The sequence below is a fragment of the Rhodococcus sp. NPDC060090 genome (assembly GCF_042729855.1).
Lineage (GTDB): Bacteria > Actinomycetota > Actinomycetes > Mycobacteriales > Mycobacteriaceae > Rhodococcus.
The window spans coordinates 1-19,475 of record NZ_JBHWXB010000017.1; the positions used below are offsets into that span (position 1 = coordinate 1).

The following is a 19,475-nucleotide window of genomic DNA, read 5'->3' on the forward strand; positions in this document are numbered from 1 at the left end:
CTTCGTCCCTCCTGGCTCGACTCGAACCAGGATCGGTGGAGAGGGGGTCAAATTTGAGATGCCATGCCGGGGTCAGTATTCACGTGCCGTCGACACGCAGTCCTTCGTACTCATCCTCATCTCGTGGTGCGTCGCACGAGCAGGGCTGCGCAGCAGCCGAGGCATGGACGCTCGGATACAGCGTCAGCGAGCGACCAGACCCCGCGGGGCGCGGGGGACGAGCCGCTCCGGTGCGACGTCGTTCGAATCGGGCATGTGCAGCCTCCCGAGGTCGATATGACGAAAGCGCTTTCTATAGTTGTTGTCGCCCAATCCATTTCATGGATAATGGTGATTATCCATCAAGATCAATTCGAGTGGGGCAGGGCGTCTTGGGGTGGGGGTGGGCCTACCTGACTCGCCACACCGGCCCGTGTCGGTCGGCGCACCCTGATCGTCGATGTGTAGTGAGTCGACGACGCGCGACAACCAAATGCGCCGGGCGATCCATTCGGCTGCACGCCGATGTTGATCCCGGCAGCGTCTGCGGGCTTCGATGCGGGGCAGGTCTGCGACAGAACCCAGGAAGGGGGCTACGACGGGAGGTCCCACCGAACGGTCGACACCGCGGCGCGCCACGGCGCAGTCATGCTCACGCGCCATGCAGGGACCCGCCCCGAACAGCGGTCGGGTAGGCCCAGATTTCCTTCACTTGACATAATGTAGATTATCGGCAAATTTGGCATACCGATTCACCTGGGGTTTTGCACGTGTTCGGCGGCCACGCCGCACATCGACTTTCATCACGCGCATCGCACACCATGTCGGTGCACCATGTCGGTGCACCATGTCGGTGCACCATGTCGGTGCACCACATCGTCGACGTCATCGCCTGACGACGTCGACATCCGTCAGGCGCTCATCATGCGATTCGCCGACATCTCACCGGAAAAGATTCTGGCGGGCAAGGTCGGTCGCCGGCGCCGCCGGACATCCGACTTGCCGTCCCGCCGACTGCCTGTGTCCGCCTCGGTTTTGATCAATCTTGCTCGATATCCCGTCCCCTCGCGCGCCGACCCAATCCCGTTAAAACGTCACTGTGACGTTTTAGCAACCGTACTCGTTCCGTTCGTCCTGGCCGTCGCGACCAACCCGCCGCTGATGGTGACCTGACGGTCGGCGGCGCACACCTCCGGTAAGTGCATTCGTGTTCATGTGCACGCCATCACAGCGGTCCCGGCGACCTGTGGACGTGCGCGGGTGGGACGCCACGGGATGGCGCCCCACCCTCAAATTTCCTCAGCGACCTCCGCAGTCGCCGTTTCTGCACTGGGCGCGCTCGGCGCCCGCTCCCCTGGCAACCCGCCGCGCAACCTAGAAACGTCACAGTGACGTAATGAGACTCAGACCCGTGCCTCCAGAACCAAGTTGAACGGCGTTTCCGTCGCGCGACGGAAGCTACCGAATCCGGCCTCGGCCGCGACCGCGGCGAGTCGTGCCTCGCCGGCCTGCGCACCGAGACCGAGCGCGACCGGCTGATCGAGCGACGACGGCGTGCACAGCACCGTCGAGGCCGCGTAGTACATCCGCCCCACCGGATTGAGATTCTCGGCGAGATCGTCGTGCGCATACGGTTCGACGAGCATCACCGCGCCGTCGTCGGCCATCGTGTCGCGTGCGTGTTTCAGTGCACCGACCGGGTCGCCCATGTCGTGCAGGCAATCGAAGTAGCACACCAAGGCGTAGTCGCGACCCGGATAGTCCGCCGCCGACGCAACGACGAAGTCCACGTTCTCGACCTCCTGTTCGGCCGCCAGTTCTCGTGCGCGAGTAATGGATCCGTCGTGGTAGTCGAAGCCGTGCACGGTCGAGTTCGGGAAGGCCTGCGCAATGAGCGTCGTGGATACGCCGTGCCCGCAGCCGATGTCGGCCACCTCTGCGCCTGCCGTGAGCTTGTCGACGACGCCATTCAGTGCAGGGAGCCACGCGTCGACGAGATTGGTGCGGTAGCCCGGACGGAAGAACTGTTCGGTTCCGGTGAACAACTCGGTGTCATGTTCGTGCCATCCGAATCCTTCGCCCCGACGTATTCGTTCGGTGATCTTCTCCCTGTCCTTGAACACGGCACTGACCAGATGGTAGCCGCCGGCGAGATAGACCGGGCTGTCCGGGCGAGCGAACGCCATCGCCTGCTCGGGCGCAAGTGTGAAGGTGCCGGCGCTCGCGTCGTGCATGAGGTACCCGCTTGCAGCCTGCGCCGACAACCATTCCCGCGCATAGCGTTCACGCACGCCGGTGCGTTCTGCCAGAGCATCGGACGTCGTCGGACCGTTGCCGTCGAGCGCTTCCCAGAACCCCAGGTCGAGACCGATCATGACCAGTGCACTGTTCAGTGCGGCGCCCATGTCGGTGACCAGTTGCCCAAGGGTCTGTTCGAGTTTGCCTTGATCGATTTCCTCCATGTCGGGTGTGGTCATCGCACACCTCCTCGATATAGTGATGTGCATCATATTCTAGGCGTTCGGAAGCCCAGTGCGATCGGCCACACGGATGCACTCACACACTCTCGGACGCGACATCGCTACCCTCGAGTTCGTGCACCGCGACGACACCCCCGCCGACGACCTACTCGTGGCCGAGCTGCGCGACCGCCTCGACCGCGCATCCATGAACGACCCTCTCCTCGGCACCGTCGAACTGACGATCGGCGAGTTGACCCGCTTACTCGATATGTACGACGACCTGGACGCACTGCTCTTGAGCAAGGAGTTTCTCATCGGGGTGCAAGCCAAGTCGATTCGTAAGCGTAATGCCACCCACGACGCCATCGACCTGGCCCTCATCGGCCAGTCCGGTCCGCTCGCCGACACCATCGGCAGCATCCTGCGCAAAGGTTGAGGTCACTGCCCGCAACTGAGCTGCGAGGTAGCGCTCGGTGCTCCGTTGGTAATGGTGCGGCTCCGCCGGCATCCCCGCCGGGACTATCGCTTCCCGACGGCTGCGAACCGCGACAGGGTTCCGGCAACGGGTGACCATCGACCCTGACCGATCGGTCTCGGATCAGGTTACGCTGAGGCAACTTTCGTCCGAGGAGGCAATCTTGAGCCATGAAGTGAAGATGATCGTGCTGTCGACCGACGATCTCGACGAGTCGATCAAGTTCTACAGCGACACCCTGGGCATGGGTCTCAAATTCCGCGACGGCACACATTTCGCGGCCCTCGACGGTGGTGGCGTCACCCTGGCGCTCGCGACCTCGGTGGACCACCCGATCCACGGCCAGGTTGTCGTCGGCATCAAGACCGACGACGTGGACGGCGCCGCGAAGGCCATCGAAGAGGCCGGCGGCGGCATCGTGAAGGGTCCATATGACGATGCGCACGAGCGGCGCGCGGTGGTGTACGACAACAAGGGCAACGGCTTGGTGTTCTACAGCCCCCTTCCTCGCTGACCGACCCCCTCGACGCCCGGCCGACCCCCTGTGAGGGTCCGGCCGGGCGTTCGTCGTTACACCCCGCTACAATCGGTAGCAAACTGCAACACGAGGAGGTCGTGATGGCTCCGTCCACCGACAAGGTCACCCGATTCGACGCAGAACTCGTCGACAGCGCCATCGCCGAGGGCGGCCGGCAGAACCGCACCGGACGTCAGCAACTCGAATACTGGGCACGGATCGGACGGGCTATGACCGCCCACGAGAGCGCCTCGCTGCGCCGAGTGCACGACGCGTTGTCCGGGTCGCGCCCGCTCGCCGATCTCACCGATGCCGAGGGGCGCCTGTTCAACGCGGAGACCGACACCCGGCTCGCCGACCATCTGGCAGATATCGACTATGTCGGTGTGCTTGCCGGGCGCGGTGTCACGACGGTCGTGCTCGATGACAAGGGGCGTCTGGTCGAGCGGCATCCGGATGGAACGACGCGGGTGCTCGACGACGCATGAGACGTCTGGATCTGGTGGTCGGCCCGAACGGTGCCGGTAAGTCGACGTTCGTGGAGTTGTCGCTTGCTCCGCTGCTGCCGCTCAGTGTGTTCGTCAATGCGGATGTGATCGCGCGGCAACGGTGGCCGGATCGGGCCGAGGAAATGTCGTACGAGGCGGCGCAGGTCGCGGCGACGGTGCGGGACCGGTTCATCGCCGAGGGGCGCTCGTTCATCGCGGAGACGGTGTTCTCGCACGAGTCGAAGCTCGAACTGATCGATCGGGCGCAGCGCGCCGGGTTCGTGGTGGTGCTGCATGTGATGGTGGTGCCCGAGGCCATGTCGGTCGCGCGTGTGGCGCACCGGGTGTCCGCGGGTGGGCATTCCGTGCCGGACGACAAGATCCGAGCGCGGTATCAACGATTGTGGCCGTTGGTGGTCGAGGCGATCCGCCGCGCGGATCAGGCGACGGTGTACGACACGGCTTCGGGGACTCCGGCGCCGGTGGCGCGGTTCGCGGCGGGTGCGCCGATCGGATCGGTGCGCTGGCCGCGGTGGGCACCGGCGGCGCTCACCGAGCTGAAATGATGCGGGCCGGTGTCGCTGCAAGCGACACCGGCCCGGGAGTTCGGTGGTGCTACTCCCCTGCGCTGCCGACGCTGAACGGCAGCACCAGCCGCGACGGATGCGCGGCGTCGCGATAGATCTTGTGGGTCACCGGACGGCCGACCGGCACGTGGAACGCGTCCGGCGGCAGCAGCGCGTTGTGGTCGTCGAACAACGGTTCGTTGCAGGACAATTCGGCCACGATCTTGTGGCCGGGCAGGATCGTGGCGGCGAACGGGTAGACGCGCAGCACGTATTCTTCGATGACGCCGGGTTCGACCGGCACCTTGCGGGTCAGCGGGTGGACGGGGCTGTCCGGGGTCGAACGTTCGAGATCGAGTTCACGCATCGACGCTTTGAGGTACGCGGTGGTCAGGAGCTGACGCGCGCCGCCGGGACGTTCGTCCCACAGTCGCATGATCCAGTTGGTGTCGTCCTGGTCGATTGCGGCGTACAGGTGGAACGCGCCGGTTCCCATGAGCTCGGTCGGCTCCTCGAACACCGAAGTCGACCAGCGGAGGATTTCGACCTTGTCGGTCACCGTCAGCGGCGCCTGGAAGAATCCGTCGGGGGCGGCGTGTTCGACGCCCATGGCTTCGGGCTCGAAGGACAGCTTGCCCCGCGGCCGGAGGAACAGCTCTCGATGTTCGACCGGCTTCGGCGGGAAGGCGTCGCCTTCGACGTATTCGCGGGTGCCTTCGACGAAGACGGAGACGGCGGGTTCGGTGTCGATGCCGTTGTCGATGCCCTTGAGCCACTTGTCGTACCAGCGGAACATCTTGTCGTGTTCCTCGATGAAGGGGCGCGACTGCATGGGCGGGTAAGGGCCGATGGTGAGCTTCTTGTTCGCCGCGGGGATGCGGTCGAAGCATTCGATGGTGCCGTCCATCGTCCATCCGCGGCCCTGGTCGATCTGCAGCCAGACGGGGATGTCGATGTTCTCGGCGAGGTTGACCGGGTTGCGTTCCTCGTACCAGTCGCCGTCGACGTCGTTCATGACGATGTCGAACCAGGCTTCGTGGTTCGTCGGGTAGTGCAGGGTGTGGACGAGGTTCGGCCAGGACTGAATGTCGGGGTCCTGTAGTCGTTCCGCGACGAGCTTCTCGATGTCCGCGGCCGAGTAGGTTTCGAGCATGCGGGATTTGACGCGGTCGGTGAATGCCCAGCCCGAGTCGCCGCCGCGGCCCTCGCGGGCGGCGCGGGGCATGAGCCACATGATGCCGCCGTGGTAGGTGGTCTCGTAGAAGTCGTAGTGCCCGCCGGAGACGAAGATGGCCTTGAGTGACGGCGGGCGTTCGGCGGCGGCGAGGACCTGCATCGATCCGAAGTAGGAGATGCCGATCATGCCGACGTTGCCGTCGCACCAGGGTTGTGCCGCGACCCATTCGATGAAGTCGTAGGCGTCCTGCCCGAGGGGCACTCCCCCGGCGTTGTAGTTGCCGATGTGTTCGCCTTCGGATCCTCCGGAGCCTCGGAGGTCGCCGATGACGTGGACGTAGTCGTTCGCGACGACACGCGCGATGTCGCCGGCTTCGATGCAGCCGTCCCACATGGGCGACGGGCGGCGCTGCGGTGGCATCGTCAGGGCGAGGGCTTGCAGTTCTTTGCCGTAGGGGCTCAGCGCGACGAGCGCGGGCCGGGGTGTCACCGCGTCGGGTTCGTCGACGCCGCGGTAGGCGTCGGCGACCAGTGCGGTGCCGTCGCGCATGGGGATCCGCAGGTTTTTGGTGACGGCGATCTGCTGTTCGCCGGCCTGGATGGTGTGCCAGGTGGTGTCGGTCATCGCTGTTCCTCTCGGTGGGGCCGGCGGTGTCGGTGTTCGAGGGAGTAGCCGTGCATCGAGGTGAAGAACGGCGACGGTTCGAGGGTCGGATCGTGGGTGTAGCCGAGGGCGTCGGCCACCGGTGTGAACGGCGAGTACGGCGAATCGGTGTCGTGGAGTTCTGCGCACAGGCAGGTGTGGGCGGCCGTGCCCACCCGGTGTTCGATGTCGAGGCTTTCGCGGAGCGCCTCGGCGGCCTGCTCGGCGTCGAGTTCGACGCCGTACGGGGTGCCGTCGGTCCGTCGGTAGGGGTGGCCCAGATACAGGTGCCGGGGCCGGATCTCGTCGCGCAGGTATTCGAGGCTGCGCCGGTACGCGGCCGGGTCCGTGAAGCCTGGGAAGCCGTTCGCGGCTCCGTGGACCTGTACGGCGTCGCCGACGAACACGTCGTCTTGTCCGTCGAGGACGTAGGCGACGGAGCCGGGTGTGTGGCCGGGGATGGCGTGGACGGAGACGGTCACCTCCTGTCCGTCGACGGCGCCGAGACGGATCTGCTCGCCGCCGGTGACCTGCATGGTGGGTTCCATCTCACCGGAGATCACCGCGTGGCCCGCGGCGGCGACCTTGGCGGCGCCTTCGGGGTCGTGGAGGTACCGGCCGCGGCCGGTGAGGTACTCGTCGACGTGGGCCTGCCGTGAGCGCAGCAACGGTGCGTCGGCGGCGCCGATGACGACCTGCGCCTGGCGGCCGGTCATCTCCCAGAGAGCGTACGCACCGCCCATGTGGTCGATGTGGCCGTGCGTCAGCAGGATCCACTTCACGTCTTCGATGCGGCGGCCGAGGGCCTCGAGCGCCGGTGTGATCCCGTCTGCCGGGGAGGAGGCGATGCCGGTGTCGACGATCGCCATTTCGGGGGCGTCGATGAGGAAGGTGTAGAGGTGGAATCGGCCCCAGGGCGACTGCATCGGGTGGATCGGTACCACGGGGCGGCTCACTTCCGGTCGCCCCTGAGGAACGCGGCGGTCTCCGCGAAGACCTGGTGGTAGTCGGGGATCCACGAGAAGTGCTGGACGAAGCCGTGGTTGGCGCCGGCGTAGCGGGACACGGTGGCCTCGGCGCCGGCGTCGGTGAGTCGCGCGCCGTAGCGTTCGCCTTCGTCGCGCATGGGGTCGTACTGCGCGGTGACGATCAGTGCCGGAGGCAGCCCGGTGAGGTCGGTGCGTTTGAGGGGTGAGACGCGCGGGTCGGCGGGGTCGGCGCCGCTGTCGGTGTAGAAGGAGTTGAAGCCCTTCAATCCGGCGGTTTCGACGCCGTAGCCTTCGGCGTTCTCACGCAGCGACGGATAGCGGTCGACGTCGAAGTCCAGATCCAGCGACGGGTAGTACAGCACCTGGTGGGTGATGCGCTCGAAGCCGTCGTCGTGGGCGAGTGCGGCGACAGCGGCGACGAAGGTGCCGCCGGAGCTGTCGCCGGCGATCGCGAGCGTTTTCTCGTCCCAGGCGAGTTCGTCGCCGTGGTCGGCGACCCACCGGACCACCGCGTAGCAGTCGTCGAGTCCGGCAGGGAAGGCGTTCTCCGGGGCGAGCCGGTAGTCGACCGCGATGACCTTCAGTCCGGTCTCGTGGGCCAGGGATCGCGCCACGTGGTCGTGGGTCTCGAGGCTGCCGAGGAAGAAGGCGCCGCCGTGGAAGTAGACGAGCACACCGTAGGTGTCGGCGTCGACGGGGGTGTAGATCCGGATCGGGACATCCCCGGTGGGGGTGTGTGCGATGGTGTCGTCGACGGTGTGCAGGGGAAGTCGCTCCTCGAGGGGCGGGACCTGCGCGTCGTCACCGGCGCGCATGGCGGCCGGGTCGAGGGGGCCTTCCGGGTGGGGCAGGTTCGCGAGGATCTCGGCGATGGTCGGATGCAGTGCCATGGTTCAGGCCTCGACCGTCGAGGCGATCTCGCCGAGTTTCTGACCGGGGAAGACGCTGTTGACTTCGTCTTCGGACCAGCCGAGCCGGGAGATGCGTTGCAGTTCGTCGGTGATGGGTTTGCGTTTGGTCTGGTAGGCGGCGAGCGCGGCGGGGACCGAGTCGGCGGTCGCGAGGGCATCGGCGAGTGCACCGGAGTCCAGGATGGCCGAATTGGCGCCCTGCCCCTGGTGGTGGCACATGGCGTGGGCGGCGTCGCCGACGAGGACGACGGCGTCGGAATGCCAGCGCTCGATGGGGTCGATGTCGTAGACGGCTCGGATGTTGACCTGGTCCCAGTCGAGGTCGCGGGCGATCGCGACGAGCCGTTCGTCGAAGCCGTCGAGGGTGGCGAGCAGGTTGTCGCGGGTCATCTGCGGGGCAGGGGTGGGGTCGGCGTTGAGTGCGGTGACGTCGTAGGAGACCTGGCCGCGGTGTTGCAGCGGCAGCACGTACACCTTGGTGCCGTGGCCGAGGTACATGCGTAGTTTGCTGTCGAGTGGCACGCCGTGGGTCTTGTCGTTGTCGACGATGACGCGGTAGGCGTGTTCGCCGGCGAAGACGGGTTCTGCGGTGCTGAACAGTTCGGTGCGCACGCGGGAGCGGATGCCGTCGGCGCCGATGACGAGGTCGGCGGTGACGGTGTTGCCGTTGGTGAAGGTGAGGGTGGCGTCGGTGCCGTTGTCGACGATCGTGCCGAGGCGGTGGCCGAGCTGGATCACCCCGGGGGGCAGGACACCGGTGAGGACGTCGATGAAGTCGGCGCGGTGGACGAACCGGGTGGTGGTGCCGTGTTCCTCGGTTTCGGGCCACGTCTCTTCGGCGATGAGATTGCCGGTGGCGGTGAGGATCTCGAAGGATTCGCTGGGTGAGGTGACCTGTTCGACGTCGTCGAGGATGCCGAGCTTCCGGAACTGGGCGAGCGAGGATGGGCGCAGTCCGATGCCGGCGCCGACCTCACCGACGGTGGCGGCCTGTTCGTAGACGGTGACGTGTGCGCCGAGGTTGATCAGGGCCCTGGCCGTGGCGGCGCCGGCGTAGCCGGCACCGACGATGGCGATGTTGAGATTCTGGACGTCCATGGAGGTGCTCTTTCTCAGTTCGTGGTCGCGAGGGTCGTGACGGCGAGGAAGTCGGCGGGGAGTTCGACGAAGATCCGGTGGATGGTGGCGTCGTCGATGCCGGCTTCGTGCAGGGCGGGGATGAGCGTCTCGAAGAGGTAGTTGACGGTGTGGCCCTTGACTCCGGGCCAGCCCAGTGGGCTGCAGTTGGCGTCGGCGGAGGCGAGGACCCGGTCGACCAGGCCGTCGCGTAGGTAGCCGAGGAAGTGGTCGAGGCGCTCTTGGCGTGGTCGGCCCCAGAACGGTGGGTCGGGCAGTTCGAGGTCGTAGCCGAAGGTGTCGAAGCCGATGCGTCCGCCCTGCTCGGCGATCCAGCGGTCACGGACCTTGCCTTGGCTGACGCCGTCGTCGGCGTGGCCGAACAGGACCCGGTCGAGCGGGAGTCCTTCTTCCCGGAAGATGTCGATGGCCGGTTCGACGTCGACGGCGAGATGGGTGAAGATCGGTACCCCGGTGGCCAGCGCGGCGCGGGCGGCGGCCCGGTAGATGCGCAGGTCGAGGTCTTTCATCTTGAAGCCGCGGCTCACACCGACTTTGATGATGCCGGCCTTGCCGCCGGTGCTGCCGATGCCGACGGTGATTTCGTGGATGAACTGGTCGGTGAGGTAGTCGACGTCGGCGCGTTCGAAGAAGGGCAGGGCTGTGTCGCCGCCGACGAAGCCGGTGGAGGCGACGATGTGCACGCCGGTCTTCTCGGAGAGCGATTGGTAGTAGTTCACGTCGCGGCCGTTGCAGATGCCGGTGGCGTCGACGAAGGTGGCGCCGCCGTAGGGCAGGGTGTTCTCGTGGAAGGTCCGTAGTTTCGGCACGGTCTCGTCGTAGCGTTGCTCGGGTGTTTTCCACCATTGGGTGTCGAGTTCGGAGCCGGGCATGCCGTAGCCGATGTGCTCGTGGACGGCGACGAAGCCGAGTTCCGCGGTGGGGATGGCGCCCAGGACGGTGTTGACGTGGGACATGGGATTCACCTCGTGTTCGAGAGAGTCGGGCCGGGGACGTTCAGCGGACCGTGAGCAGGGCGGCGGGGTTGGCGACGAGGATCGCGGTGGCGGTGGCGTCGTCGATCCCCGCGGCACGCAGGGCCGGTACGAAGCTGTCGAGGATGTGGGTGAAGGCGACGTCGGTGGCCGGGTGCCCGAAGGCAGCTCCGGTGGCGCTGCTGGAGAGCAGGATCCGGTCGGTGTGGCCGGCGGCCACGAGGTCGGCGACGAGTGCGACGCGGGCGGTGTCGGTCAGGTAGCCGGTGGCGCCGAGGTTGTCCTCGTGGTGGCCTTCGGTGCCGACGTGATCGAGGGTGACGTAGGCGCCGCGGGCGGCGAGTTTCTGGGCGAGGCCGTCGGAGCCGAGTCGATCGACGCCGCAGACTACGACCCGGTCGGCTTCGAGGCCTTCAGCGAGGACGATCTCGAGTTCGCCGAGTGGGTCGGCGCCGGGCAGGAACGAGAGCGCGACGCCGGTCTGCAGTGCAGCGCGGGCGGCGCCGCGGAGAAGTTCGGTGTCGGTGGCGGTCGCGCCGGCGCGGGTCACGGCGGTGGCGATCAAGCCGGCGGCGCCGCGGCGCTCGATGCGCGGTACGACCATGCCTTCGCTGATTTCGGCGGCGAAGAGCGCGGCCCATTTCTGCGCCGGCCACGGGGTCGGCGGATTGGTCTGCGGGGTGAGGAAGTATCCGCCGAGCATCGACTCGGGGCCCTGGCCGGTGGACGCGATGATGTGGACGCCGGTCGCGCGGGAGAGCGCTTCGAGCAGGGGGAGGTCGCGGCCGTGGAATTGGCCGGTGGCGTCGACGAGGGTGCCGCCGCCCGCGGCTTTGAAGTCGGTCAGCTTCGTTTCGAGGGTGTCGAAGATGTCGACGCGGTCGAGGGTGAGGTCGTGGGCGTACTGGGCGCCGGGCAGGACCGACAGGAGCGACTCGTGGATCGATGTCACGCCGAGCTGGTCGGCGGGTACGGAGCCCAGGACCGTGTGGGCGGTGGCTGTGGTGGGGGTGTCGACGGAGGTGCTGGGGCCACTCATCGGCGTGTCCTTTCGATCGACGGCATATCGGCTCGGCGTGGTAGCTGTCACAGTAGCCATTCGGATTACATCACGTCAAGTGAGTTTGCATCAGGAGAAGTTACTGGCCTCAATGGACTCTTTCGGCGGGTGCGCGTACCGCGAGGCCGCTAGGATCAGGACCCATGTCGCTCCGTGCCGCCCAGAAGCAGATGACCTACGAGCTCTTCCTGACCACGGCGCTCGACCTGTTCGGCACCAAGGGATACGCGGCAACCACGATCGATGACATCGCCACCACCGCCGGCTCCACACGCACCACTTTCTACCTGCACTTCTCCTCCAAAGCCGAGGTGATGAGTGCACTGCTGACGAAGGCCGACGCGATCCTGACCTCTCCCGACGACCCCCCGTTGACCGAGGTCGTCGCGTCCGGTTCACGCGCGGAGATCCGCACCTATCTGGATCGCAAATTCACCCAGTGGGACGAGATCAAGCCCTATCTCACCGCGTCGTATCAGGCTGCCCATGAACCGGACGTCGTCGCGCGGACCGAACAGTGGTTCGAGAGCGCGGTCGCCGAGATGACCGAAGGCCTGAACCGCGCGAACCGCTTCACAACGGATCGTCGCCGGATCCGCTGCGTGCTGGCGTTCGGCCAGCTCGAGCATCTGTCCCGCCGCTACTTCGAGGTCGGCTGGAACACACCCCGCGAGATCTGCCTCGACGAACTGACCGACTCGTGGTGCTATCTACTCGCCGCTGACGTCCGACGGTGAGCTGCCCGGCCCGAATGCGGTCGCGTCGAGGAGGATCGCACGCAACCAGTCGATGAACTCGACATCTGAGAGGTGCGGATTCCACACCATGTCCACACCCAACGGCGACACCGGCAGGGGGAACTCCTCGACCCGCAGGTTCGCCCGGTCGCCCATCGCGGCAGCGACACGGAAGGTGTGCACCGCGACACCCCCGGCGGTCGCCACCAGATGCGGCACCAGCAGAAAATCGGAGATCAACCGTCCGATGCGGTACTGCACACCGTGGGCGTCCAACGCCGCGTACGGGGGCACCCGGTGCCGCGAGTCGTACGCGACATGCGGCACCGCGGTCAGCAGATCCAGCGCGGAGGCCTCGGGATCGGTGTCGGGATGGGCGATCACCACCCACCGGTTCTCGTGGAGCCGCTCACGCGGATACGGCGAGGTGAAGGCCTCGGACAACAGGACGACGTCCACGCCGTCGTCGGTGAAGTCGCCGGCCTGCGGCTCGACGAAGTTGCGGATCCGCAACGTCGCATTCGGGGCGCGCTCGGCGATCAGCCGCGCCAAGGCGGGGCCGAGCACGAACGCGGTGCTGCTGGTCATCGCCACCGTGATGGTCCGGCCGTCGCGCGCGGGATCGAACCCGGGGAAATTCACCACCCGCGCGGTGTGCCGCAGCACCTCCCGCAACGGGGCGATCAATTCCAGGGCGCGCGGGGTGAGCACCAGCCCGCTCCCCCGCCGGGTCACCAGCTCATCACCGAGCAGGCGCCGCATCCGGCTCAACGCGTGACTCATGGCGGGTTGGGTCATGCCCACCCGGGCCGCCGCGCGGGTGACCGACCCCTCCTCGAGCAACGCCAGCAGCGGCACCAGCAGGTTGAGGTTGATCGAGGCGAGTCGCGCCAGGTCGGGGTCGGCCCTATGGCCCGGGGGCGGGTTCACCTGATGTTCGGCGCGGATCCCCCCGTTCACGAGGGAAAGGAAGCGCCGTCCTCCTTCCACAAGGTGGGCTGCGTGGAGCAACCGAATCGGGTCGAGAAACCTTGTCGGTGGGTCCGGTTACGGTACCGGGCATGGGGACCGAGGTGGTGCGCTACAACTACCGGCTGCGGCCGGGCACCCTCGCCGAACGCGCCTTGATGCAGGAATGGCACCGCTGCCGATTCCTGTGGAACGAAGCCGTCCACCAACAGAAGACCGGCGGCAAACCGAATTTCGTGAAACTCGGAAGACTGTTGACCGAGGCTCGGAAACGGTCGTCGTGGCTGCAAGGCGGCTCCCAAGTCGCGCAGCAGCAGATGCTCCGCACCTACGCGCAGGCCCTCGATGCCTCGTTCACCGTCAAAGGCCGTGGTCGTCCCCGCTTCAAGGCGCGGAAAAAGGCGTTGCCGTCGCTCGAGTACACCCGCCGAGGTTTCCGGATCCGCGACGAGCAGCTGGTGTTGCCCAAAGGTGTGTCGATTCCGGTGCTCGACGACGACGGTCGTGTGGGGATCGACTGGGGTGTGACCCGGACCGTGACGGCTACCGATGAGCAGTTCGATCTGCCGCATGCCGAATATCGGAAACGCTGCGCGGCGGAGTTGGCGAAATCCCAGAAACGGATGGCCCGACGCCGTCGTGGGAAGGGGCAGGCGCCGTCGAAGGGCTACCAGCGGGCCCGCAGACACGCCGCGAAGGTGCACACGAAAGCGGCCCGGCAGAACCGGCACGACGGCCGGGCCTGGGCCAAGCGGGTTGTCGATGAGCATCAGTAGTTGGCGGTGGAGGACTTCAAGCCCAAGTTCCTGGCGAAAACGACGATGGCGCGCAAGGCTGCGGATGCGGCGATCGCGACCATGAAGCGGGAACTTGTCGAACGTGGCAGGCGGGCCGGCCGGAAGGTGGTGTTGGTGCGGCCCGCGTATACGACGATGACGTGTTCGGGGTGTTTCGCGAGAGCCAAGCAACCCCTCGGACTCGGGGAACGAGTTTTCCGGTGCGATACCTGTGGGCTTTCGGGGTGTCGGGATCGGAACGCTGCCAGAGTGATTCTGGCTGTGGCGGAGCGTGGCCACACCGGTGTCGACGACGTAGGCCACTGGGGTCCGCCTCCTTCGGGGGGTGGTTCGGGTGCGGTCTGAGTCGGGAATTTCCTGCCTTCAGGCGGGAGAGGCGTTAACCACACGGACTCTACGCGGCAGTGGTCGCGGTGACGGCCTGCTGTCCGGTCGCGGCGGCACGCCGCAGTTTCGGGATGGGAATGCGGTGGTTGACGGCGACCGCGACCCCGGGTCCGTCGGGATCGTCGAGGTGGCGCCAGTGCATCAACGCCGGCCCGTGTGCTTCGCTCCCGACCAGGAAGTCGGGGGTGCCGGCGACGGGCAGGTGCCCAACCGCCTTGAGTGTGAGCCCGAACTGCTCGGTCCAGAAGTACGGATCGGCGTCGAACGCGGGTGCGGCATCGCCGCGCAGCAACGCGACCGCGGCGATCTTGGCCTGCTCGATGGCGCTGCTCCACAACGGGATCCGGCGGACACTCCCACGGACCGGGAGTGCAGCGACGTCCCCGGCCGCGACGATGCCCGGCGCGATCCGGCCCCGCGAATCCACGACCAGGCGGCCACCGGTGAGCAGACCGGAGTCGGTGAGCCATTCGATGTTGGGCACATCGCCGATCGCGGCGACGACCAGGTCGGCATCGAGACGGGTCCCGTCGTCGAGGGTGACGCCGGTGGCGTCGATCCCGGTGGCGGTGCCGTAGACGATCTCGGTGCCCGCGGCGAGGGCCGCAGCGGTGAACACCTCCGACAGGTACGGCCCGAACTGGGGGCGCATCGGTGTGGTGTCGGCGACGACGGTGACCGGGCAGCCGGCCTGCACCGCTGCCGAGGCGACCTCCATGCCCAGTGGGCCGGCGCCGACGACCGCCACCGACGGACTCGACGCGAGCCGCTCTCGGAGCAGCAGCGCATCATCGACGGTGCGCAAGGTCAGCGCCCCGGCACCGAGTTGCCGTGGCCGTGCCCCGGAGGCGATGACGAGCCCGTCGTAACCCAGTTCGGTGCCGTCGTCGAGCCGGACCCGCCGGGTGGCGACCTCGAGGCCGACGGCGCGTACCCCGAGTAGTTCGGTGGCGCGGTGGGTGGGCGGCGCGAGCTCGTGCGAGCCGCCGTCGACGAGGAGCGCCTTCGACAGCGCGGGCCGAGAGTACGCGGAATGTGGTTCGTCGCCGACGATGGTCAGGTCTCCGTCGAATCCGGCGGTGCGCAGACTGTCGCAGGCGGTCTGTCCGGCGATGCCGTTGCCGACGACCACGATGCGGTTCATCTCGCGCGGCTCGCTGCTCATGACGAGAGCGTCAGGGCCGCGACCGGGCACACGCGTACGGCGGCCCCGGCTGCTGTCGCGCGGGGGTCGTCGGTGGGAAGCTCGTCGACGTCGAGGACGAGGTCGCCGTCGTCATCGAGGTGCATCAGCTCGGGTGCGGCTTCTTCGCACAGTCCGTGGCCTTCGCAGCGGGGGCGGTCGAGGGTGATCTTCATGACGGCAAGGCCTCCAGGATCTCGAGTTCGTCGATGGAACGGGTGGTGTTGCTGGGCACGCGGATCGGGTCAGCGGCCACCAGACGTCGCGTATGGGTGGCCAGGGCGGTGATGACGGCGTGGGCCTCGAGGCGGGCGAGACCCTGCCCGGCGCACCCGTGCGGGCCGTATCCGAAGGACAGATGATCGACCGGGTTGCGGGCGATGCGGAAGGTGTCCGGGTCGTCGTAGTGCCGCGGGTCGCGGTTGCCTGCGCCGAACAGAATCGCCGCCTGCGCACCGGCGGGGATCACGGTGCCGTCGATGTTCACCTCGCGGGTGACGCCGCGGCCCCACGCGTGCAGCGGCGCCCAATAGCGCAGCACCTCGTTGAATGCGGCCGGCACCAGGGTGGGATCGGCGCGGACGAGATCGAACTGGTCGGGGAACGCCGCAAACAAGGCGACGATGTTGCCGATCGAGGCGATGGTGGTGTCCACCCCGGCGCCGAGGTACTGGTGGATGATGTGGCCTGCGGTGTCCGCGGGGATGGCGCCGCGGGCTTCGGCGTCGAAGATGCCGCGCCCGACCGACCCGGGGGTCAGATCCTCGGCCTGCACCTTCGAGCACCATTCGTACAGTTCGCCCGCGATGGGAAAGTTCTCGGCGGTGCGCTGGTTGAGGGGGCCGATGACCTCCATGGCGGCCTGTCCCCAGCGGAGCATGTTCTCGCGGACGTCGCCGGTGAATCCGATCAGGTCGGCGACGATCTCGAGCGGGAAGGCGCGGGCGAGGCTGTCGATGGCTTCGAACGAACCCGCGGCGACGAGTTCGGCGACCAGGGCGTCGGCCTTCGCCTCGATGGTGCCCTTCAGGCCGCGCAAGGCGCGGGGGGACAGATTCTCGGTGAGGGTGGCGCGCAGCTCGGTGTGCACGGGCGGGTCCGAGGCGAGGGAGGTGCCCTGCAGTGCGTCGTTGACCATCGGGTTGAAGCCGATGGTGCGGGAGGAGAAGGTGTCGGTGTCGGCGAGGGCGCCGCGAATGACGTCGTAGCGGGTCAGGGCGTAGATGTTGTTGGTGGGCAGATACACGACCGGACCGAGGTCGCGCAGTGCTGCGAATGTCGGGTAGGGGTCGGTGAGGACGTCGTCGACGAAGAGGTCGATGTCCGACGTCGCGGGAGGGCTGCTGGGCATGCCCCCATTGAAGTGACTCCCATTACATAAAGCCAACGCATAATTTGCATAGAGCAACATGCGTTGGCTTCATGTCATGAAAGGGTGCGGGTCAGACCCATTGCACGAGCTGCCACACGATGCCGTTGGGGTCGGCGAACTGACAGAAGCGCTCCCCCCACGGTTCGGTTTCCGGTTCGGTGATCACCCTCGCGCCCGCTGCGGCGATGCGGGCGTATTCGGCATCGAGGTCGTCGACGACGAAGGCGATCAGGAGGCCCTGCCCGGCGGGTCCGGCGATGGCGGCGGGCGTGAAGGTGGGGAGCCCGGTGCGCAGGAAGACGATGTTCAGTCCCGCGCTGGGGTGCGCGAGGGAGACGAAGCCGTCGTCGGACATGGCCTCGGTGAATCCGAAGTGGGTCTTCGCGAAGTCCGCGGAGGCGGCGACGTCGGGAACGTTGAGCGACAGGGCGGTGCCGGTGATCTTGATGGTGAACCTCCAGGGGCGGTAAACCTTATGCGACGTATAACGTATTCAGTGTATAGAGTTTTCGCGACCGCCGCCTCACATGTGGCCAGAGGCTTCCAGAGATATCGATGTCCCGCTTCGCGGTGTCCGGACGTGGGATGACGTCGATCCCGCTCCAGGCCTCGAGCACAGTGACGAGTTCGCTCTCGGCGGCGTAGCAGGTCCCTTCGGATCCTGCGAGGTCGAATCGTCCGGCACCATTACTGCTGAACCACCACGCCCCCAGTCCGGCCGCATGATTACGGTAGAGCGTCGTGTGGGCGGCCAGGGTGACCTCAGGGAACCGTCCCCGGAGTTCATCCGGGGACGGCGGTGGTTTCAGATGTTGCCGAGCGCGGGGAGCACTCACGAAGCGAGCCGTCCCGAAGCCTGACCGGCCAGCTTCTCGACATCGGCAGTGTCGCCGTCGAGGAGGGCTTGCCGAGGTGTCCGGCCGTCGAGCTCCGGCTGTGCGCTCGACATCCATGAGGCAGTGGTCCAGGATTCGACGCCAGAATGGGCCCACGCGGCAAGAACGTTCTTGATCCCCAGGATCGGACGGTACGGGGCTGTGTCGGTGAATCCTCCCGACCAGTACCCGACACTGCCGTCGTTGGCCGTCAAGCGCAGTACTCGGTTGTCTTTGACCGCCTGGCTGAGAGCCTGCTTGGACCAGCCGGTCAGGTCGAGGGTCTGTTTATGGGTCAGGATCGGGCCGAGGTGTTTTTCCCACGTCCGGCGCGCTTTGAGGTTCGACAGCACATTTTTGACAGCCTCGGCTACATACTGTGCGTCGTCTATGCTGAGCTGCTCCGCCGCCATCCCGCTGGCGTCCAGCTGATCGTCGACGACCTTCTTCAGTGGCGTGCTCATGCCTTGATCGTCCTCGGTCAAGTAGGTCAAGTAGGTCAAGTCAAGTGGTCAACCTGACGTGGGGATCCCATGGGCGTTCGGGATGACCGAGGCTCGCTCGCGATCACCGGTCAGCGCCCACACGACCTGGACGTCGTGGCGGCGTAGGTAGGGACCGTTCGGTCCGCGACCTTTCGCGGAAGACACTCAGAAGACACTCAACGGTCCAACGAGTGGAACGAACGATCACATCGTCGTACCGGTCGCGGTCGATGCTCGCACCGCGGGCTGGGGCCGACGGGACGCAGCCCGCGGCGCTCGTGCGCCATGACGCTCACGTGACGCAGAACAAGCGGTTGCCTCCGCAGATCCGGGCGAGCATCGAAGCGCAGCTCCGTCAGACCGCCCGCGAGACGAACCCTCCTACGAAGGGTGCCGGTAGCAATGGGGAAGCACGGTCGAATATGCAGGTCCAGCAGCCAGGTGTGGAATGCTGTCGACGATGATTGCAGAAGCTCCGACCTGGTAATCCGCCGATTTTGTCGCCATTACTACCGGTACCCCCGACCGCAGGAGAGACCCATGGCGCGCGACCTGATCGACCTACTGTGGCGCGAGCATCCCGACGCACCCCGCGGAGGCACCCGCGGACCGAAGTCGAAAGTCACTACCGCACAAGCAGTTTCGATCGCCATCACCCTCGCCGACGCCGAAGGACTCGACGCCGTGACCGTGCGCCGACTCGCCGCGGACCTCGGCATCTCCGGGATGGCCCTCTACACCCACGTCGGCTCCCGCGACGACCTGCTGGTGCTCATGATCGACGCCGCGCGCGCCGGCCGACCCCGCGCTCCCTATCCGAGCGAAGACTGGCGTGCCCGGGTCCGGCAGGTCGCCGAAGCGGACCTCGCGCTGTACACCGCGCACTGGTGGCTGCTCGATGTCACCGACCAGCGTGCCTCCCTGGGGCCGGGCACCATCGCCGCCTATGACCACGACCTGCACGCTTTCGATCACACCGGGCTCACGGACCTCGACCGCGACGCCGCGCTGACCTTCGTCGCGGACTTCACCCGTGCGGCGGCGCAAGCACGCCGCCCCGACCCCCGGGCCGCCGACATGGCCGAGGTGTGGTCCGCCTGGCACCGGCGCCTCGCCGGATACGTCGGCGACGACTTCCCGCTCGCTCGACGAGTGGGCGCCGCTGCCGGAGCGGCGCTGAACACCTCCTACAGCCCGCAGGCCGCGTGGACGTTCGGACTGGACCGAGTCCTCGATGCGGTGGGCTCCCTCATCGGCCGGGGATAATCGGCCGGAGAGAGCGGCGAGGCCCTG

At 66.9% G+C, this 19,475-nt stretch carries 19 protein-coding genes and 1 pseudogene; 7 read left to right on the plus strand and 13 right to left on the minus strand.

The annotated features are described in order from the left end of the window. Window positions 1-1,382 precede the first annotated feature (1,382 nt). Complete coding sequence (locus ACFWCF_RS21360; protein WP_378565682.1) at window positions 1,383-2,456, minus strand: class I SAM-dependent methyltransferase; 1,074 nt, start codon at window positions 2,454-2,456, stop codon at window positions 1,383-1,385. 73 nt (window positions 2,457-2,529) lie between these two features. Here ACFWCF_RS21360 and ACFWCF_RS21365 point away from each other — a divergent pair, with 73 nt between their 5' ends. The 4 genes from ACFWCF_RS21365 to ACFWCF_RS21380 all read left to right on the plus strand — a co-directional run bounded on the left by ACFWCF_RS21365 (window position 2,530) and on the right by ACFWCF_RS21380 (window position 4,487). Beyond that, entirely contained in the window at window positions 2,530-2,877 is a 348-nt protein-coding gene (locus tag ACFWCF_RS21365; protein WP_378565685.1) for a hypothetical protein, read from the plus strand. 220 nt (window positions 2,878-3,097) lie between these two features. After that, a complete protein-coding gene (locus tag ACFWCF_RS21370) occupies window positions 3,098-3,430 on the plus strand; it encodes a VOC family protein (protein WP_378491296.1) in 333 nt (110 codons plus the stop codon). A gap of 104 nt (window positions 3,431-3,534) precedes the next feature. Further along, window positions 3,535-3,921, plus strand: coding sequence for a hypothetical protein (locus tag ACFWCF_RS21375; RefSeq protein ID WP_378565688.1), 387 nt, complete (start codon window positions 3,535-3,537; stop codon window positions 3,919-3,921). Then, window positions 3,918-4,487, plus strand: a complete 570-nt coding sequence (locus ACFWCF_RS21380) for an AAA family ATPase (protein ID WP_378565691.1) — start codon at window positions 3,918-3,920, stop codon at window positions 4,485-4,487. The genes ACFWCF_RS21375 and ACFWCF_RS21380 overlap by 4 nt, the downstream gene beginning before the upstream one ends. Before the next feature lie 49 nt (window positions 4,488-4,536). Here ACFWCF_RS21380 and ACFWCF_RS21385 read toward each other — a convergent pair whose 3' ends face one another. Genes ACFWCF_RS21385 through ACFWCF_RS21410 form a run of 6 tightly spaced genes read right to left on the minus strand, consistent with a single transcriptional unit; the run spans window position 4,537 to window position 11,356 of the window. Further along, complete coding sequence (locus ACFWCF_RS21385) at window positions 4,537-6,288, minus strand: CocE/NonD family hydrolase (protein WP_378565694.1); 1,752 nt, start codon at window positions 6,286-6,288, stop codon at window positions 4,537-4,539. Continuing rightward, complete coding sequence (locus tag ACFWCF_RS21390) at window positions 6,285-7,232, minus strand: MBL fold metallo-hydrolase (protein ID WP_378491255.1); 948 nt, start codon at window positions 7,230-7,232, stop codon at window positions 6,285-6,287. Before ACFWCF_RS21390 ends, ACFWCF_RS21385 begins: the two co-directional genes overlap by 4 nt. A gap of 26 nt (window positions 7,233-7,258) precedes the next feature. After that, complete coding sequence (locus tag ACFWCF_RS21395) at window positions 7,259-8,185, minus strand: alpha/beta hydrolase (protein ID WP_378565697.1); 927 nt, start codon at window positions 8,183-8,185, stop codon at window positions 7,259-7,261. Window positions 8,186-8,188: 3 nt separating this feature from the next. Further along, window positions 8,189-9,304 (minus strand): FAD-dependent oxidoreductase, encoded by a 1,116-nt coding sequence (locus tag ACFWCF_RS21400; RefSeq protein ID WP_378565700.1) that lies wholly within the window; start codon window positions 9,302-9,304, stop codon window positions 8,189-8,191. A 14-nt stretch (window positions 9,305-9,318) separates the two neighbouring features. Further along, window positions 9,319-10,299, minus strand: coding sequence for a phosphotriesterase (locus ACFWCF_RS21405; RefSeq protein ID WP_378565703.1), 981 nt, complete (start codon window positions 10,297-10,299; stop codon window positions 9,319-9,321). Window positions 10,300-10,339: 40 nt separating this feature from the next. Then, a complete protein-coding gene (locus ACFWCF_RS21410) occupies window positions 10,340-11,356 on the minus strand; it encodes a phosphotriesterase (RefSeq protein WP_378565706.1) in 1,017 nt (338 codons plus the stop codon). A 164-nt stretch (window positions 11,357-11,520) separates the two neighbouring features. Between ACFWCF_RS21410 and ACFWCF_RS21415 the strand changes: the two genes are divergently transcribed. Further along, window positions 11,521-12,114 carry a TetR/AcrR family transcriptional regulator gene (locus ACFWCF_RS21415; RefSeq protein WP_378491260.1) on the plus strand — a complete coding sequence of 198 codons (594 nt, stop codon included), beginning with the start codon at window positions 11,521-11,523 and terminating at the stop codon, window positions 12,112-12,114. On the opposite strand, the gene ACFWCF_RS21420 is transcribed toward ACFWCF_RS21415, so the two are convergent. Continuing rightward, window positions 12,088-13,074, minus strand: coding sequence for a LysR family transcriptional regulator (locus ACFWCF_RS21420; RefSeq protein ID WP_378565708.1), 987 nt, complete (start codon window positions 13,072-13,074; stop codon window positions 12,088-12,090). The genes ACFWCF_RS21415 and ACFWCF_RS21420 overlap by 27 nt on opposite strands. A 101-nt stretch (window positions 13,075-13,175) precedes the next feature. Here ACFWCF_RS21420 and ACFWCF_RS21425 point away from each other — a divergent pair. Then, window positions 13,176-14,225, plus strand: a pseudogene (locus tag ACFWCF_RS21425) (RNA-guided endonuclease InsQ/TnpB family protein). Window positions 14,226-14,274: 49 nt separating this feature from the next. Here the strand turns inward: ACFWCF_RS21425 and ACFWCF_RS21430 are convergent. The 5 genes from ACFWCF_RS21430 to ACFWCF_RS21450 form a co-directional block, all read right to left on the minus strand. After that, the gene (locus tag ACFWCF_RS21430) at window positions 14,275-15,432 is read right to left on the minus strand and encodes an NAD(P)/FAD-dependent oxidoreductase (protein ID WP_378565711.1); all 1,158 of its coding nucleotides are present in this window, start codon (window positions 15,430-15,432) and stop codon (window positions 14,275-14,277) included. Further along, window positions 15,429-15,626 (minus strand): ferredoxin, encoded by a 198-nt coding sequence (locus tag ACFWCF_RS21435; RefSeq protein WP_378491263.1) that lies wholly within the window; start codon window positions 15,624-15,626, stop codon window positions 15,429-15,431. The genes ACFWCF_RS21430 and ACFWCF_RS21435 overlap by 4 nt, the downstream gene beginning before the upstream one ends. Continuing rightward, window positions 15,623-16,801, minus strand: coding sequence for a cytochrome P450 (locus ACFWCF_RS21440; RefSeq protein WP_378565714.1), 1,179 nt, complete (start codon window positions 16,799-16,801; stop codon window positions 15,623-15,625). Before ACFWCF_RS21440 ends, ACFWCF_RS21435 begins: the two co-directional genes overlap by 4 nt. 91 nt (window positions 16,802-16,892) lie before the next feature. Beyond that, window positions 16,893-17,270 (minus strand): VOC family protein, encoded by a 378-nt coding sequence (locus tag ACFWCF_RS21445; protein WP_378565898.1) that lies wholly within the window; start codon window positions 17,268-17,270, stop codon window positions 16,893-16,895. 384 nt (window positions 17,271-17,654) lie between these two features. Further along, a complete protein-coding gene (locus ACFWCF_RS21450; RefSeq protein WP_378565717.1) occupies window positions 17,655-18,161 on the minus strand; it encodes a hypothetical protein in 507 nt (168 codons plus the stop codon). A 561-nt stretch (window positions 18,162-18,722) separates the two neighbouring features. Between ACFWCF_RS21450 and ACFWCF_RS21455 the strand changes: the two genes are divergently transcribed. Continuing rightward, window positions 18,723-19,448: a TetR/AcrR family transcriptional regulator gene (locus ACFWCF_RS21455; RefSeq protein ID WP_378565720.1), complete on the plus strand. Its 726-nt coding sequence runs from the start codon at window positions 18,723-18,725 to the stop codon at window positions 19,446-19,448. The last annotated feature ends 27 nt before the right edge of the window (window positions 19,449-19,475 follow it).

Bases quoted from the DNA above. Each gene is read 5' to 3' on its own strand.
- ACFWCF_RS21430 (WP_378565711.1), bottom strand. From the start codon at position 15,432: ATGAGCAGCGAGCCGCGCGAGATGAACCGCATCGTGGTCGTCGGCAAC.
- ACFWCF_RS21405 (WP_378565703.1), bottom strand. From the start codon at position 10,299: ATGTCCCACGTCAACACCGTCCTGGGCGCCATCCCCACCGCGGAACTC.
- ACFWCF_RS21365 (WP_378565685.1), top strand. From the start codon at position 2,530: ATGCACTCACACACTCTCGGACGCGACATCGCTACCCTCGAGTTCGTG.
- ACFWCF_RS21375 (WP_378565688.1), top strand. From the start codon at position 3,535: ATGGCTCCGTCCACCGACAAGGTCACCCGATTCGACGCAGAACTCGTC.
- ACFWCF_RS21450 (WP_378565717.1), bottom strand. From the start codon at position 18,161: ATGAGCACGCCACTGAAGAAGGTCGTCGACGATCAGCTGGACGCCAGC.
- ACFWCF_RS21440 (WP_378565714.1), bottom strand. From the start codon at position 16,801: ATGCCCAGCAGCCCTCCCGCGACGTCGGACATCGACCTCTTCGTCGAC.
- ACFWCF_RS21415 (WP_378491260.1), top strand. From the start codon at position 11,521: ATGTCGCTCCGTGCCGCCCAGAAGCAGATGACCTACGAGCTCTTCCTG.
- ACFWCF_RS21455 (WP_378565720.1), top strand. From the start codon at position 18,723: ATGGCGCGCGACCTGATCGACCTACTGTGGCGCGAGCATCCCGACGCA.
- ACFWCF_RS21395 (WP_378565697.1), bottom strand. From the start codon at position 8,185: ATGGCACTGCATCCGACCATCGCCGAGATCCTCGCGAACCTGCCCCAC.
- ACFWCF_RS21435 (WP_378491263.1), bottom strand. From the start codon at position 15,626: ATGAAGATCACCCTCGACCGCCCCCGCTGCGAAGGCCACGGACTGTGC.
- ACFWCF_RS21410 (WP_378565706.1), bottom strand. From the start codon at position 11,356: ATGAGTGGCCCCAGCACCTCCGTCGACACCCCCACCACAGCCACCGCC.
- ACFWCF_RS21380 (WP_378565691.1), top strand. From the start codon at position 3,918: ATGAGACGTCTGGATCTGGTGGTCGGCCCGAACGGTGCCGGTAAGTCG.
- ACFWCF_RS21400 (WP_378565700.1), bottom strand. From the start codon at position 9,304: ATGGACGTCCAGAATCTCAACATCGCCATCGTCGGTGCCGGCTACGCC.
- ACFWCF_RS21385 (WP_378565694.1), bottom strand. From the start codon at position 6,288: ATGACCGACACCACCTGGCACACCATCCAGGCCGGCGAACAGCAGATC.
- ACFWCF_RS21370 (WP_378491296.1), top strand. From the start codon at position 3,098: ATGATCGTGCTGTCGACCGACGATCTCGACGAGTCGATCAAGTTCTAC.
- ACFWCF_RS21360 (WP_378565682.1), bottom strand. From the start codon at position 2,456: ATGACCACACCCGACATGGAGGAAATCGATCAAGGCAAACTCGAACAG.
- ACFWCF_RS21390 (WP_378491255.1), bottom strand. From the start codon at position 7,232: ATGCAGTCGCCCTGGGGCCGATTCCACCTCTACACCTTCCTCATCGAC.